20 protein-coding genes are annotated in these 12,090 nt (G+C 76.2%); 8 read left to right on the top strand and 12 right to left on the bottom strand.

Annotation, left to right across the window (positions count from 1 at the left end; translation table 11 throughout):
* Positions 1 to 7 precede the first annotated feature (7 nt).
* Together ACI79L_RS21405 and ACI79L_RS21410 are read left to right on the top strand one after the other, a co-directional pair.
* Entirely contained in the window at positions 8 to 295 is a 288-nt protein-coding gene (locus tag ACI79L_RS21405) for a DUF6343 family protein (RefSeq protein ID WP_456938724.1), read from the top strand.
* Between the two features lie 69 nt (positions 296 to 364).
* Positions 365 to 1,264 carry an NADP-dependent oxidoreductase gene (locus ACI79L_RS21410; RefSeq protein ID WP_456938725.1) on the top strand — a complete coding sequence of 300 codons (900 nt, stop codon included), beginning with the start codon at positions 365 to 367 and terminating at the stop codon, positions 1,262 to 1,264.
* On the opposite strand, the gene cutA is transcribed toward ACI79L_RS21410, so the two are convergent.
* Positions 1,261 to 1,590, bottom strand: a complete 330-nt coding sequence (gene cutA, locus ACI79L_RS21415; RefSeq protein WP_456938726.1) for a divalent-cation tolerance protein CutA — start codon at positions 1,588 to 1,590, stop codon at positions 1,261 to 1,263. The genes ACI79L_RS21410 and cutA overlap by 4 nt on opposite strands.
* A gap of 43 nt (positions 1,591 to 1,633) precedes the next feature.
* Here cutA and ACI79L_RS21420 point away from each other — a divergent pair, with 43 nt between their 5' ends.
* Complete coding sequence (locus tag ACI79L_RS21420; RefSeq protein ID WP_456926190.1) at positions 1,634 to 1,870, top strand: hypothetical protein; 237 nt, start codon at positions 1,634 to 1,636, stop codon at positions 1,868 to 1,870.
* Positions 1,871 to 1,914: 44 nt separating this feature from the next.
* On the opposite strand, the gene ACI79L_RS21425 is transcribed toward ACI79L_RS21420, so the two are convergent.
* Entirely contained in the window at positions 1,915 to 2,946 is a 1,032-nt protein-coding gene (locus tag ACI79L_RS21425) for a lipase family alpha/beta hydrolase (RefSeq protein ID WP_456938727.1), read from the bottom strand.
* 252 nt (positions 2,947 to 3,198) lie between these two features.
* Between ACI79L_RS21425 and ACI79L_RS21430 the strand changes: the two genes are divergently transcribed.
* Both ACI79L_RS21430 and ACI79L_RS21435 read left to right on the top strand, forming a co-directional pair.
* A complete protein-coding gene (locus ACI79L_RS21430) occupies positions 3,199 to 3,390 on the top strand; it encodes a hypothetical protein (RefSeq protein WP_456926192.1) in 192 nt (63 codons plus the stop codon).
* 113 nt (positions 3,391 to 3,503) lie between these two features.
* Positions 3,504 to 3,758, top strand: coding sequence for a hypothetical protein (locus ACI79L_RS21435; protein ID WP_456938728.1), 255 nt, complete (start codon positions 3,504 to 3,506; stop codon positions 3,756 to 3,758).
* Positions 3,759 to 3,764: 6 nt separating this feature from the next.
* Here the strand turns inward: ACI79L_RS21435 and ACI79L_RS21440 are convergent, their stop codons facing one another.
* Positions 3,765 to 4,244, bottom strand: coding sequence for a MarR family winged helix-turn-helix transcriptional regulator (locus tag ACI79L_RS21440; RefSeq protein WP_456938729.1), 480 nt, complete (start codon positions 4,242 to 4,244; stop codon positions 3,765 to 3,767).
* Between the two features lie 28 nt (positions 4,245 to 4,272).
* Here ACI79L_RS21440 and ACI79L_RS21445 point away from each other — a divergent pair, with 28 nt between their 5' ends.
* Positions 4,273 to 4,692, top strand: a complete 420-nt coding sequence (locus ACI79L_RS21445) for a nuclear transport factor 2 family protein (RefSeq protein WP_456938730.1) — start codon at positions 4,273 to 4,275, stop codon at positions 4,690 to 4,692.
* 5 nt (positions 4,693 to 4,697) lie between these two features.
* Here ACI79L_RS21445 and ACI79L_RS21450 read toward each other — a convergent pair whose 3' ends face one another.
* Together ACI79L_RS21450 and ACI79L_RS21455 are read right to left on the bottom strand one after the other, a co-directional pair.
* Positions 4,698 to 5,096 (bottom strand): hypothetical protein, encoded by a 399-nt coding sequence (locus ACI79L_RS21450; protein WP_456938731.1) that lies wholly within the window; start codon positions 5,094 to 5,096, stop codon positions 4,698 to 4,700.
* Positions 5,093 to 5,293 carry a hypothetical protein gene (locus ACI79L_RS21455; protein WP_456938732.1) on the bottom strand — a complete coding sequence of 67 codons (201 nt, stop codon included), beginning with the start codon at positions 5,291 to 5,293 and terminating at the stop codon, positions 5,093 to 5,095. Before ACI79L_RS21455 ends, ACI79L_RS21450 begins: the two co-directional genes overlap by 4 nt.
* Positions 5,294 to 5,500: 207 nt before the next feature.
* Here ACI79L_RS21455 and ACI79L_RS21460 point away from each other — a divergent pair, with 207 nt between their 5' ends.
* Positions 5,501 to 7,045 (top strand): hypothetical protein, encoded by a 1,545-nt coding sequence (locus ACI79L_RS21460; RefSeq protein ID WP_456938733.1) that lies wholly within the window; start codon positions 5,501 to 5,503, stop codon positions 7,043 to 7,045.
* A 30-nt stretch (positions 7,046 to 7,075) separates the two neighbouring features.
* Here ACI79L_RS21460 and ACI79L_RS21465 read toward each other — a convergent pair whose 3' ends face one another.
* Positions 7,076 to 7,258: a hypothetical protein gene (locus ACI79L_RS21465; protein WP_456926199.1), complete on the bottom strand. Its 183-nt coding sequence runs from the start codon at positions 7,256 to 7,258 to the stop codon at positions 7,076 to 7,078.
* A gap of 158 nt (positions 7,259 to 7,416) precedes the next feature.
* Here ACI79L_RS21465 and ACI79L_RS21470 point away from each other — a divergent pair, with 158 nt between their 5' ends.
* Positions 7,417 to 7,929, top strand: coding sequence for a DinB family protein (locus tag ACI79L_RS21470; protein ID WP_456938734.1), 513 nt, complete (start codon positions 7,417 to 7,419; stop codon positions 7,927 to 7,929).
* A gap of 32 nt (positions 7,930 to 7,961) precedes the next feature.
* Here ACI79L_RS21470 and ACI79L_RS21475 read toward each other — a convergent pair whose 3' ends face one another.
* The 6 genes from ACI79L_RS21475 to ACI79L_RS21500 form a co-directional block, all read right to left on the bottom strand.
* On the bottom strand, positions 7,962 to 8,420 hold the full coding sequence (locus ACI79L_RS21475) for a hypothetical protein (RefSeq protein ID WP_456938735.1): 459 nt from the start codon (positions 8,418 to 8,420) through the stop codon (positions 7,962 to 7,964).
* Complete coding sequence (locus ACI79L_RS21480; RefSeq protein WP_456938736.1) at positions 8,417 to 8,881, bottom strand: TadE/TadG family type IV pilus assembly protein; 465 nt, start codon at positions 8,879 to 8,881, stop codon at positions 8,417 to 8,419. Before ACI79L_RS21480 ends, ACI79L_RS21475 begins: the two co-directional genes overlap by 4 nt.
* Positions 8,874 to 9,080, bottom strand: a complete 207-nt coding sequence (locus tag ACI79L_RS21485) for a hypothetical protein (protein ID WP_456938737.1) — start codon at positions 9,078 to 9,080, stop codon at positions 8,874 to 8,876. The genes ACI79L_RS21480 and ACI79L_RS21485 overlap by 8 nt, the downstream gene beginning before the upstream one ends.
* Positions 9,081 to 9,110: 30 nt before the next feature.
* The gene (locus ACI79L_RS21490; protein ID WP_456938738.1) at positions 9,111 to 10,046 is read right to left on the bottom strand and encodes a type II secretion system F family protein; all 936 of its coding nucleotides are present in this window, start codon (positions 10,044 to 10,046) and stop codon (positions 9,111 to 9,113) included.
* 70 nt (positions 10,047 to 10,116) lie between these two features.
* Entirely contained in the window at positions 10,117 to 10,980 is an 864-nt protein-coding gene (locus ACI79L_RS21495; RefSeq protein ID WP_456938739.1) for a type II secretion system F family protein, read from the bottom strand.
* Positions 10,971 to 12,090 (bottom strand): CpaF family protein (locus ACI79L_RS21500; RefSeq protein ID WP_456938740.1); only part of this gene is annotated, 1,120 nt, incomplete at its 5' end. The genes ACI79L_RS21495 and ACI79L_RS21500, both read right to left, overlap by 10 nt.

Here is a 12,090-nt window from a genome sequence, read left to right on the forward strand (position 1 = left end):
CCCTCGCATGAGCGAGCCGCGGCGCCGGCGCACCCGCGAGGAGTACGCGCGGGGCCTGCCCGACCACCACGACCCGACGGCGGGCATCGGCGGCGCGGCCCCGGCGCGGTCGGCGCTCACCCTCCGGCTGGTGCTGGCCGCCTTCGGGCTGGTCACCTGCACGGTGTTCGGCGTCCTGTGGTGGCGCACCGACCTGCCCACCTGGCCCGCGGTGGTGCTGTTCGTCCTCGCCGCGGTCGCGCTGGTCGACCTGGTGGTCGTCGCCCGCCGCAAGCTCCGGGGGGAGCCCGGCTGACGGCGGGAACGTGCGCGCGGTCACGGCGGTTGCAGCGCGACGTCGACCGCCGAGCGGGAGGAGCGCGGGATGCGCGCCGTCGTCTACGAGGAGTACGGGGAGCCCGAGGTCCTGCACGTCGCCGAGGTGGAGGAGCCGCACGCCGGGCCGGGGCAGGTGCGGGTCGCCGTCCGCGCGGCGGGCGTGAACCCGATCGACTGGAAGCTGGTCACCGGGCTGCTGGCCCGCGGCGACCGGCCGGCGGGGCCGACCGTGCCCGGCGCGGACGCCGCCGGGGTGGTGGACGAGGTCGGCGAGGGCGTGACCGGGGTGCAGGTCGGCGACGCGGTGTTCGGCCTGGGCCGGCGGACCGCCGCCGCGCACGCCGTCCTCACCGCGTGGGCGCCCAGGCCGCCGGAGGTGTCGTTCGAGGTCGCCGCCGGGCTCGGCGTGTCCGGGGAGACCGCCGTCCGGGTGCTCGACCTGCTCGGGCTGGACGCCGGCCGCACGGTGGTCGTCGACGGCGCGAGCGGCGGCGTCGGCATCGCCACCGTGCAGGTCGCCGTCAGCCGCGGGCTCGGCGTCATCGGGACGTCGTCGCCGGCCAACGCCGACTTCGTCCGCTCGCTCGGCGCGCTGCCCACCACCTACGGCCCCGGCCTGGCCGACCGCGTGCGCGAGCTCGCCCCCGGCGGCGTGGACGGCGCGGTCGACACCGCCGGGCGGGGGTCGGTGCGCGAGCTGGTCGCGGTCACCGGCGACCCCGGCAAGGTGGTCACCATCGCCGACTTCGGCGCCGGTGGGCTCGGCGTGCACGTGACGACGTCCAGCGCCGGCGCCGCGCCCCGGCTGGCCCAGGTGGCCGAGTTGGTGCGGCAGGGCCGGCTGCAGCTGCCGGTCGCCGGCGCCTACCCGTTCGAGCGGGCGGCCGAGGCGTACCGGCGCAGCCGCGAGGGCCACGTCCGCGGCAAGCTCGTCCTCGTGCCCTAGGGCTCGCGGGTCTCGGCGACCACCCAGCGCAGGTAGTCGGGGCCGCCGCCGAGCAGCGGCAGCGCGATGACGCACGGGACGTCGTAGGGGTGCAGCTCGGCGGTGCGGGCGACGATCGCCGGCACCAGGGAGGCGCGGGTGTGCAGCGCGACCCGGGCCTCCGGGTCGTCGTGCACCTCCCCCGCCCAGCGGTAGACCGACCGGATCGCGGCGAGCTGGTGCCCGCAGGCGGCCAGCCGCTCCTCCACCAGCGTCCGCGTGTAGCCGGCCAGCCAGTCGGCGTCCGGCCCGGTGACGACCACCTCGACGACGTCCACGGCGGCCATCCTCCGGGTGCGTGCGCCGCCGCGCGCCGGGTAGGGCCCGCCCATGAGCGACGACCTGACACTCCGGATCGACAGCGAGACGTACGTGCTGCGGCAGGGCGAGGAGGGGCTGCAGGTGGGCCGCCGCAACGGCGACGACGTCAGCTGGCTCGACGACGTGGACGCGGCCCTGCTGCCCGAGGACGCCCGCGCCGCGCTCGCCGAGGGCGACACCTCCAACGAGGCGCTGCGCACCGCGATCGGCGGCATCGTCCAGGCGGAGGTCGAGCGCGGCGGCTGACCCCGTGCGGGGCGGCCGCCCGGTCCCCCGGGCGGCCGTCCCGGTCAGCGGTACGCGTAGGGCGCGAGCGCCGGCTCCTCCGGCACGTCGGGCGCGTTGCCCGCGCCGTCGGCGGCGTAGGCCAGGAAGCGGGCGTGGTCGGTCGGGAAGGTGAGCGGGTCGACGCCGGGCTGGAACGGCTGCAGGCAGGTGGTCAGCGGGATCCGCGCGCGCACCGCCGGCCCGTCGTGGGTGAGCGCGTCGGCGACGATCGCGTAGCCGACGGCGTCGTAGCTGCCGATGGCGAAGTGGTCGGCCGCGTCCGCCGGGCAGACCTCCTGGACGGCGATGTTCGCGATGGCGCCGTCGCCGGTGCGCAGCGCCGAGCTCGGCGCGAGGAGGTTGGGGACGACGACCTCGTCGGCCAGCGTGTAGGCGACGGTGTAGTCGACGCCGGCGAAGGTCTCCGCGCCGCTGTTGAGCGCCTGCAGGAAGCGCGAGCCGATCGCCTGCTGGTGGAACGCCGGGTTGCAGTCCCCGCAGGTGACGCCGGAGAGCACGGTGCCGTGGTTGGACGGCGACAGGCCGACGACGTCGTCGACGAGGGCGCGGGTGTCGGGCCAGAACCGCAGCGCCCAGCGCGGCACCATCCCGCCCTGGCTCCAGCCGACGACGTCGACGTCGCGGCGTGACTGCTGGGCCACCGTGCGGATGGCGTGCACCAGGTACTCGCCGGCGACCTGGACGTCGCCGGTGGCGTCGAAGGGCAGCGTGACCGCGCACCAGCGCCAGCCGTTGCGGTCGAAGGCGCGGGTGTAGTTCCAGCCGAAGCCGACCTGCGGGTCCATGGTCGTGCCGGGCACCAGCAGGATCGGGTCCCGCGCCAGGCCGCGCAGGGAGCCGTTGCAGGACAGGCTCGCGTCGAGGTCGGCCCTCGGCACCGACAGCGGCGGGCCGGGCCGGTCGAGCGGGGCGAACCCGCCGGTGTCGACGGCGGGTGCGGACGCGGGGGCGGCGCTCGCGGTGCCGGTGCCCAGCAGGACGGCGGCGGTGGCGAGCGCCGCGGTCAGGGCGGTCAGCAGTCGGGACCTCGTCATCGACGGTCGCGTCTCCTCGCGGTTCGGGCGCGCACCGGTCACGCGCTCCTGGAACCCAACGAGCGGCCGTGCCAGGGGATGTGGCCCCCTGCCCGCGGCCCGTTGCGGGCCTGATGCGTTCCGGGTCCTCGGGCCCGCGGGATCGGGACCTCCGCCCCCGGTCCCGCCGTACCGGCCCGACCGAGTATCGGGACGGGCACCACCCGAGGCGCCCGGGCACCGGCCCCGCAGCCGGCCGACCGGAGAGTGGTCATGAGCGTCCTGGCGCAGGAGCGTCCCGTCGTCGCCGAGCAGCAGGCCCGGCCCGCGGCCCGCACCCCCGAGGTCTCCTTCTGGGAGCGCGGCTCGGTGTGGGCGCTGCTGGTCGTCCTGTTCGGCGCGGTCGTCTTCGGCGCCATGGTCGTGCTCACCGAGCTGGCCGGCGGTCCGGGCTACCCGTACTGACCGAAGGGGGCCCGCAGCAGGGCCCAAGGACCCTCCGCGGCGCCGGGTGGCGGTCCTAGCGTCGGTCCGGACGCCGATCACGCGGCGCCCGAGGCGCACCCCTGGGAGTCGCCATGACCGCCCCCGTCGAGCGACCGCCCGCCGCGGTCGAGCAGCCCGCCGTCGCCGGACCGCCCGCCGCGGCCGAGGAGGCCCAGCGGCCCTCCGACGACCGGGCCACCCCGCTCACCCCGGAGAAGCGCGGCATCGAGGAGCGCGGCTGGCTGCTGTTCGCGATCGTGATCACCTTCATCGCGCTCGCCTTCGCCGGGATGATCGTGCTCACCGCGCTGGGGGGCGGCACCGACTACGCGCCCTGGGGCGGCTGACCGCCCTCACCCCCACAGCGCGCCGTCGGGCGGCCGCACCGCCCGGCGGCGCACCTGCTCGCCCAGGCCGAGGACGTCGAGCGCGTCGAGCAGCACGTCCCGGCAGGCCGCGAACCGCTCGTCGCCGACCGCCGCACGCACCCGCGCGTCGACGTCGGCGCGGGTCTCCCGGGCCACCTGCACCACCCGCCGGCCGGCCGGCGTCAGCGCCACCGGGCGACGCCGCCGGTCGCTCGCGTCCTCCGCCGGCGCGACGTGGCCCAAGGCGGCCAGCTCCCCCAGCGTCTTCGACACCGCCTGCTGGCTGACGCCGAGCTCGGCGGCCATCTCCGTCGCGGTGGCCGGCCCGGCCAGCAGGCGCTGCACGAGGTAGCCGTGCCCGCGGCGCAGCCCGGTTCCGGCGAGCGCCCGCAGGACGGCGTCGTCGACGGCCGCGCCGAGCAGCGAGAGGACGGAGGCGAGGTCGGGCTCCGGGGGCCTGGACACACAACCATGGTTGTGCAACCTTGCGGCCATGACAACCACGACCCCGGACACGGACGTCGCCACGGTCGTCCGCCGCTACTACGCCACCGTCGCCGACCTCACCGCGACCGAGGACGACCTGCGCCCGCTGCTCCACGCGCGGCTGCGGGTGGTGGAGCACCCGAACGCCGTCACGCCGCGCGGCGCGGTCCGCGACCTGGAGGGGACGCTCGCCGGGTTCCGCGCCGGCAGGCAGCTGCTGCGGGAGCAGGTCTTCGACGTGCACGAGGTGCTGACCGTCGGCGACCGCGCCGCCGTCCGGGCCACCTGGCGCGGCACCGTCGGCGTCGACGCCGGCCCCTACCGCGCCGGCCAGGAGCTGCTCGCGCACGTGGCCGCGCTGCTCACCGTCCGGGACGGCCGGGTCGTCGACCACGAGACCTTCGACTGCTACGAGCCCCCGGCGTAGTCCGGTCAGTCCATCTGCCAGCCGGCCAGCGCCTCCGCCGTCGGGCCGAGGAACCACGCCAGGACGGCGACGCACGCCACGGCGACGGCGGCGTACGCGAGCGCCGTGCGCGGTGCCGAGCGGAGCGTCCGCCCGACGCCGAAGCCGCACGCCACCAGCACGCACGCCAGGGTCAGCGGCACGAGGGCCACGGACAGCACCCCGGCCAGGCGGATCCACCCGCCGACGTAGGGCACCGTCGCCGGCCACAGGTCCTTCGGGTCGTGGTGGCCGGCCGCGACCTCGGCCAGCGGCAGGTGGTGCAGGCCGTTGACGACGTACGGGACGACGCCGCCGAGCACGAAGACGAGGACGGCGCCGAGCGCGACGGCCCCCAGGCGGACGGCGCCGCGCGTCGTCGTCACCGCTCCTCGCCCTCCGCCCTCCTGCGGGGCGACAGGTCGAGCGTCTCGAGCAGGCGGAGCAGACGCGGCGAGATCGGGACCTCGGAGCCCTCGACGTACCGCGTGTACCGCCGGTCCAGCTCGTCCAGCACGCGGCGCTCCTCGCGGGCGTCGGCCATGTCCTGGCGGTCCCGATCCGTGAACCAGACGATCGCCACGGGTCCCCCTCGACCGGACGGCGGTTGCTGCCCAGGAGTAGACACCCGACGCCGGGCGGCAGCGATCCCGACGACGGCCGGCGTGGTCGCGACGGGGTCCTCGGGCCCTGTCCACCGGCGGGCCGGCCGGGACAGGGTGCTCGTGATGCGGTCGGCGCCGTCGGGGGCCGCCGGCCGACGCTCCCCCGGGGGACGAGAGGTCGCCGGATGCCGGATCTCCCAGCGGAACTCCTGGACCCGGACACGCCGCCGGACGTCGTCGTCGGCGACCGTCGTCAGGAGGCGGACGCCGATCCCACCCTGGGCATCGAGGTGCCCCAGCCGGTGGCCGGGCCACCGCCCGGCGAGCCGGCCCACGCCCTCGTCACGATCGGGGACTCACTCACCCACGGCATGATCAGCGGGGCCGTGCACCGGACCGAGCTGTCCTGGCCCGCCCTCGTCGCCCGGTGCCTGGCCACCCGGGTGACGGTGCCCTCCTACGGCGGCCCGCTGGGCGGGCTGCCGTTCAACATCGAGGGCGCACTGCGCCTGCTCGAGCGGCGGTTCGGCCGGCACGTCAACGGTCTGGAGGTGGTGGCCCTCCCGCTCGCGCTGCAGCGGCTCGCCGACCAGAACGAGGAGTGGTGGGAGAGCGGCCCGGGCAGCCGGCCACCGCGCACGGACCTCCGCTACGAGAACGTCGGCATCTACGGCTGGGACCTCCGGGACTGCCTGTCGTACACGGCCAGGCGCGCCACCGAGCGCATCGCGGCCCGCCCGCCGCGCGACGAGCTGCTCGGCGCCGTCCCCTCCAACGACAACGACATCGCGGCCCGGTCGGTCCTCGCGCCGTTCGGGGCCACGGCCACCCAGATCGACGCCGCGGCCGAGCACGGGCGGCGCGGCGGCATCGGCACGCTCGTCGTCGCGCTCGGCTCGAACAACGCCCTCCGGTCGGTGGTCGACAAGCAGGTCCGCTGGTCGGGCGCGGGCTTCGACGACGTCGGGAGGAAGGGTCCCTACAACGTCTGGCGGCCGGAGCACTTCGCCGAGGAGTACGGCCGCCTGGTCCGGAGGATCGAGGCGATCAGCGCCCGCCGCGTCGTCCTCGCGAACGTCCCGCACGTGACGATCAGCCCGATCGCCAAGGGGGTCAACCCGCGGGCACCCGGGCAGAAGTGGCGCCCCGGCTCGCGCTACTTCCCCTACTACACCGACCCCTGGGTCGACGAGGAGGACTTCCGGCCGGCGAAGCACCGCCACCTGACCCACCAGCAGGCACGGGCCGTCGACGCGGCGATCGACCAGTACAACGGCACGATCGCCGACGCCGTCCGCGCCGCACGCGGGCAGGGCCGGGACTGGTTCCTCCTCGACCTGTGCGGGATCCTCGACGGTCTCGCCTTCCGTCGCTTCGTGACCGACGACGACGCGGCCGCCCGCAACGACTGGCGCCCGTACCCCCTGCCGGCGCCCATCGCCCACCTCGACACCCGGTGGTTCCGCTCCGACGCCACCGGACGGCTGCAGGGCGGTCTGTTCGGGCTCGACGGCGTGCACCCGACGACCTCCGGCTACGGCATCATCGCGACGGAGGTCCTCGCGATCCTCGCCCGGGCCGGCCTCCCCACCCAGCCCGTCGACTTCGCCGGACTCCTGGCGGAGGACACGCTCAACGCGCAGCCGCCGGCCCTGATGACCACGGTGTTCGACCTCGCCGCGCCCTTCCTCACCCAGCTGGTCTCCCGGCCGACGGGGGCCACGCCCTGACCTCCCGCAGCGGGGCCGCGTCGCGGCAGGTCACTGCTGGGCCGCGAACCGCTCGTCGAGCAGGCGGTTGACGCAGGCCTCCGCCTCGTCGACGGCGCGGGCGTTCTCCCCGCTCGGGCACCGGTCCCACGAGGTGCGGGCGACGCCGAGCGCGATGTAGGCGACCGAGATGTCGAGGTCGATCTGGTCGATGCTGGTGATGGTCGGGCTCATCGCGACCTCCGCGTCCTGTGCCTGTGAGCTGCACGTTAGGTCGCAGGTGTGACAGTTCGGTTGCCCCGAGGACGCCGGCAGATGCCGATCCGTCCCATCCGGCGCCCCCTCCCCCTAGCGTCGCCACCGACCCCCGGAGGACGACGGAAGGCGATCCCATGACCGGTTCGACCACCCTCACGCGCGAGCGGGCCGACCTGATCGAGTCGCTGCGGCGGCACCGGGCCTTCCTGCGGTTCACCGTCCGCGGCCTGACCGACGAGCAGGCGACCCGGCGGCCGACCGTCAGCGCGCTGGACCTGGCCGGGCTCATCAAGCACGTGGCGGGCACGGAGGCGTCGTGGGTGCGCTTCGCCGAGGGCGGGGCCGAGGCGATGCTCCGCAACTGGGGGCCGGACGTCGTCAGCCGCCACTGGCACCTCGAGCGCGGGGAGACGCTGGAGAGCGTGCTGGCGGGTTACGAGGAGGTGGCGCGGCACACCGACGAGGTGATCGCCTCGATGCCCGACCTGGACGTCGACCACGAGCTGCCGCAGGCACCCTGGTTCGAGCCGGGCGCCCGCTGGTCGGCCCGGCGGGTGTTCCTGCACGTCATCGCCGAGACCGCACAGCACGCCGGCCACGCCGACATCCTGCGCGAGTCGATCGACGGCCAGAAGACGATGGGCTGACCCGCCCTCCCTCGAGACGACCGGGGCGGTCCTCAGCGGTCGACGTAGCGGTCGGTCTCGACGACGAACCGGCCGGTGGCGGTGTTGGCGTCGACGAACTCCGGCAGCAGCGGGATCCGCACGGTGACCGTGGCGCAGACGGAGAACTCCTCCCCCGGTGCGAGGGTGGGCGCGTAGGTAGCCGCCCCGCACTCGGCGCCCGCGGGGGCGAAGGACAGCCGCACGTCGGTGGCGTCCACCGACTGGTCGGCCACCGCCAACTGCGCGGCCCGCTCCGCCCGCGCCAGCCCGGTGGACACGTCGGGGGCGGTGGCCAGCGCGCGGCCGGCCTCCCGCGCGGCCGCGGTCGCGGCGAACACCCCGCGCTGCACCGCGGAGAACCCGGCGACGACGTAGACCAGCGGCACGAACACCACCAGCGCGACGAAGACGAACTCCACGACCGCCGACCCGCGCTCCCCCGACCCGAGCCGGGCGCGCAGCCGCCTCACGCGGCCTCCTCAACCGCGCGGCCGGTGACGTCCAGCGGCAGCAGGTCACCGAGACCGGCGAGCAGCGTCGGCACCGCGCCGCTGCAGCGCACGCTCACCAGCACCAGCCCGGTGTCGTCGACCTCCTCGGCCGCGGTGCACACCAGCCCCTCGGCGGTGCCGGCCGTCGTCGCCCGAGCCACCGCCTCCAGCGCCCGGCCGGTCGCGGCGTCGGCGGGCACGTCGGCGTTGGCCGCGTACCGGGCGCCCTCCTGCGCGCTCGCCGTCACCACGTTGCGGACGTGCACGTAGACGGCCACCTGCAGCACCGCCAGCAGCAGCACGACGACGAGCACCGACACCAGCACGAAGTCGACGACGGCGCTGCCGCGCTCCCCAGCAACCGGCTGGAACGGCCCCGCTGCAGGGGCCCGCCGCGGGCGTGCGAGCGGTGGGGGGCAGCGAGGTCCTTCCTCAGCCACCGTTCGTGACGGAGGCCAGCGCGTTCTGCACCGCCGACACGATCGCCTCGCGGAACGGCACGAGGATGGCCAGCACCAGCGCCGCCGTCATCACGGTGATCATCACCCAGCCGGGGACGTCGCCCCGCTCGGGATCCTGGTCCCGCAACCGCGCGGCCACCGCCGCCGTCAGGGTGAGCAGCCAGGCCAGCGCCCGCATCCGTCGTCCTCCTCCGTTGTGCACCGGCGCTCACCGCGCCAGCGAGACGATGCTGATCAGCCCCGGGAACAGGGCGAACAGGACGGTGACCGGCAGCACCAGGAAGACGACCGGCACCATCATGGCGATCTCCTTGCGGCCGCCCGCCTCGAGCAGCCGGCGCTTGCCGGCCTCGCGGACGTCGGCCGCCTGTGCGCGCAGCACCTCGGCCAGCGGGGTGCCGCGCTCGATGGCCACGAGCAGGCCGTCGACGAAGCGGGCCAGCGCGTCGACCGAGGTCCGGTCGGCCACCTGCTGCAGCGCCGCCGTCAGCGGGGCGCCGGCCCGCGCCCGCCCGAGCGCGCCCCCGAGCTCCCGGGCCAGCTCGCCGCCCGACAGCCGGGTGACCCGGGCGATCGCCGCGGCCGGCCCCTCCCCCGCCGTCACGGCCAGCGCGAGCAGCTCCGCGACGACCGGGAACTCGGCCAGCAGCAGGTCCTCGCGCCGGCGCACCTGCTGGGTCAGCCACCAGTCGCGGCCGAGCACCCCGCCGAGCAGCCCGGCCAGGCACAGCAGCGCCACCGTCAGCACGTTGACGCTGCCGGCCAGCAGCGCGCCGAGCGCCGCGAGCAGCGCCGCACCGAGCAGGCCGAGCCCGCCCCAGACGACCTGCTCGACGCGCAGGTCCTCCACCGTCTGGTCGCTGCCGAGCGCGTCGAGCCGGCGCCGGACGGCGGAGCGGCCGCCGAGCACGCGGTCGACGAACCGGGCGCCGTCGGTCACCACCGGGCCGAACACCCGGCGCGCGGCGGTGAGCAGGCCCGGCTCGGTCGCCGTCCCGAGCAGCCGCGACGGCGGCGGGGTGTCGTGCACGTAGGGCGCCAGCCGGTCGACCAGCCGGACCGAGCGGAACGGCGGCGCGAAGGTGACGACGAGCAGCACGCCGGCGGCGGCCGCACCGCCCAGCAGCATCCCGAGCAGCGTCACTGCGCCACCCCGCCGCTCCGCGGCCCGTTCGCTCCGCTCCTCGCTCGCGGGCGCTCGCTGCGGTGCTCGCTCACTGCAGCACCCGCACGTCCTGCGGCAGCCGCCCGATCCGCATCATCAGCCGGTAGGCCACCAGGCAGACCACGCCCCCGCCGAGCAGCAGCGCGGTGCCCAGCGGTGAGTCGTAGGCGGCCAGCGTCGTCGACTGGGTGGCCAGCAGCAGGAGCACCGCCCACGGCGCGGCGACGGCGAGCCGCGCGGCCTGCACGACCCAGCCCTGCCGGGTCTCCAGCTCGGCCCGGGCGCGGGCGTCCTCACGGAGGAAGCCGGCCAGCGTGCGCAGCACCCGGCCGAGGTCGCTGCCGCCGACCTCCCGGGCCACCCGCAGCGTCTCGACGATCCGGTCGCCCACCGGGTCGGCGAGGTCGGCCTTGAGCCGGTCGAGGCTCTCGCCGAAGCGGCCGGTGGAGCGGTGGTCGGCGGCGAACCGGGCGAACGGCGGGCGCAGCACCTCCGGGCCGCGGGTGGCCAGTGCCGCCAGCGACTCCGGCAGCGACAGCCCCGCCCGCACGGCCGAGGCCAGGTTGTCGACCACCTCGGGCCACACCTCGCGCAGGTCGGCCCGGCGGCGGGTGGCCAGCCGGCGCACCTGCACGTGCGGCAGGGCGGCGGCGAAGACGCCGAACGCGAGGCTGACCGTCACCGTGCCGGTGGTCAGCAGCACGACGACGAGCGCCAGCAGCCCGAGGCCGGCCTGCAGCGCGGCCAGTTGCGCCGGGTTGATCCCGGTGAGGCCCGCCTCGGCCAGCAGCCGCGCCCGCCGCCCGGGCCGGCGGGGCGTCGTCCTCCGCTGCGGCGCCCGCGGCCCGCTGCGCCAGACGAGCAGCAGGCCGACGCCGAGCAGCAGCCCGAGCAGCGCGCCGGTCAGCTCCACGCCGGCGTCCCGAGGAGCGCGGCCAGGTCGTACCCGGCGGCGGCGAACCGCTCGGCGTGGGGCGGGAAGCCCTCGGCGCGGACCAGCCGCCCGTCGCGGGTGGTGAAGACGTCGGCCAGCTCGATCACGCCGTCCTCGGCGCGGCCGGGCACCGCCACGACCTCCCGCACCCGGCGCTGGCCGGAGGCCTCGGTGGCCACGTGCACCACCAGGTCGACGCTGGCCGCGACCGTGGGGACGACGAAGGCGTGCCCGATGTTGTCCCCGGCCAGCAGCGGCAGCGTGCACATCTTCACCACGGCCTCGCGGGCGCTGTTGGCGTGCAGCGTGCACATCCCGGGCAGGCCGGAGTTGAGCGCGATGAGCAGGTCCAGGCACTCCTCCTGCCGCACCTCGCCGACGACGATCCGCGAGGGCCGCATCCGCAGCGCCTCCTTGACCAGCCGGCGCAGCGGGATCTCCCCGGCGCCCTCGAGGTTGGGCTGGCGGGTCTGCATCGCCACGACGTCGGGGAGTGGCACGCGGAGCTCGAAGACCTCCTCGCAGGTGATCACCCGCTCGCGCGCCGGGATCGCCGCGCACAGGCAGTTGAGCAGGGTGGTCTTCCCCGCCTGGGTGCCGCCGGAGACCAGCACGTTCAGGCCCGCGGCGACGGCGGCCTCGAGGAACCGGGCGGCCTGCGTCGTCAGCGTCCCGGCGGCGACCAGCTCGTCGAGGCCGTGCGCGCGCAGCACGAACTTGCGGATGTTGACCGCCATGTGCCGCCGGGTGATGTCCGGGATGACCACGTGCAGCCGGGAGCCGTCGGGCAGCACCGCGTCGACGAACGGCTGGCTCATGTCGATCCGCCGCCCGGAGCTGCGCAGCATCCGCTCGACCAGGTCGGCCAGCTCGCCGGCGCCGAGGATCGTCGTGGTCAGCTCGCTGCGGCCGCGCCGGGCCACGAACACCCGGCCCGGCTCGTTGACCCAGATCTCCTCGACCTCGGGGTCGTCCAGGTGCCGCTGCAGCGGCCCGAACCCGGCCACCCGGTCGAGCACGTCGCGCACCACCGACTCGGGGTCACCGATCGGCGGCAGCGCCGAGGACAGCGACCGCTCGGAGTAGTCG

The sequence above is a fragment of the Geodermatophilus sp. SYSU D00684 genome (genome assembly GCF_054050455.1).

What these genes read in the sequence shown, in the direction of transcription:
- ACI79L_RS21405 (WP_456938724.1), top strand. Translation starts at nt 8, where the DNA reads ATGAGCGAGCCGCGGCGCCGGCGCACCCGCGAGGAGTACGCGCGGGGC.
- ACI79L_RS21410 (WP_456938725.1), top strand. Translation starts at nt 365, where the DNA reads ATGCGCGCCGTCGTCTACGAGGAGTACGGGGAGCCCGAGGTCCTGCAC.
- cutA (WP_456938726.1), bottom strand. Translation starts at nt 1,590, where the DNA reads ATGGCCGCCGTGGACGTCGTCGAGGTGGTCGTCACCGGGCCGGACGCC.
- ACI79L_RS21420 (WP_456926190.1), top strand. Translation starts at nt 1,634, where the DNA reads ATGAGCGACGACCTGACACTCCGGATCGACAGCGAGACGTACGTGCTG.
- ACI79L_RS21425 (WP_456938727.1), bottom strand. Translation starts at nt 2,946, where the DNA reads ATGACGAGGTCCCGACTGCTGACCGCCCTGACCGCGGCGCTCGCCACC.
- ACI79L_RS21430 (WP_456926192.1), top strand. Translation starts at nt 3,199, where the DNA reads ATGAGCGTCCTGGCGCAGGAGCGTCCCGTCGTCGCCGAGCAGCAGGCC.
- ACI79L_RS21435 (WP_456938728.1), top strand. Translation starts at nt 3,504, where the DNA reads ATGACCGCCCCCGTCGAGCGACCGCCCGCCGCGGTCGAGCAGCCCGCC.
- ACI79L_RS21445 (WP_456938730.1), top strand. Translation starts at nt 4,273, where the DNA reads ATGACAACCACGACCCCGGACACGGACGTCGCCACGGTCGTCCGCCGC.
- ACI79L_RS21460 (WP_456938733.1), top strand. Translation starts at nt 5,501, where the DNA reads ATGCCGGATCTCCCAGCGGAACTCCTGGACCCGGACACGCCGCCGGAC.
- ACI79L_RS21465 (WP_456926199.1), bottom strand. Translation starts at nt 7,258, where the DNA reads ATGAGCCCGACCATCACCAGCATCGACCAGATCGACCTCGACATCTCG.
- ACI79L_RS21470 (WP_456938734.1), top strand. Translation starts at nt 7,417, where the DNA reads ATGACCGGTTCGACCACCCTCACGCGCGAGCGGGCCGACCTGATCGAG.
- ACI79L_RS21485 (WP_456938737.1), bottom strand. Translation starts at nt 9,080, where the DNA reads ATGCGGGCGCTGGCCTGGCTGCTCACCCTGACGGCGGCGGTGGCCGCG.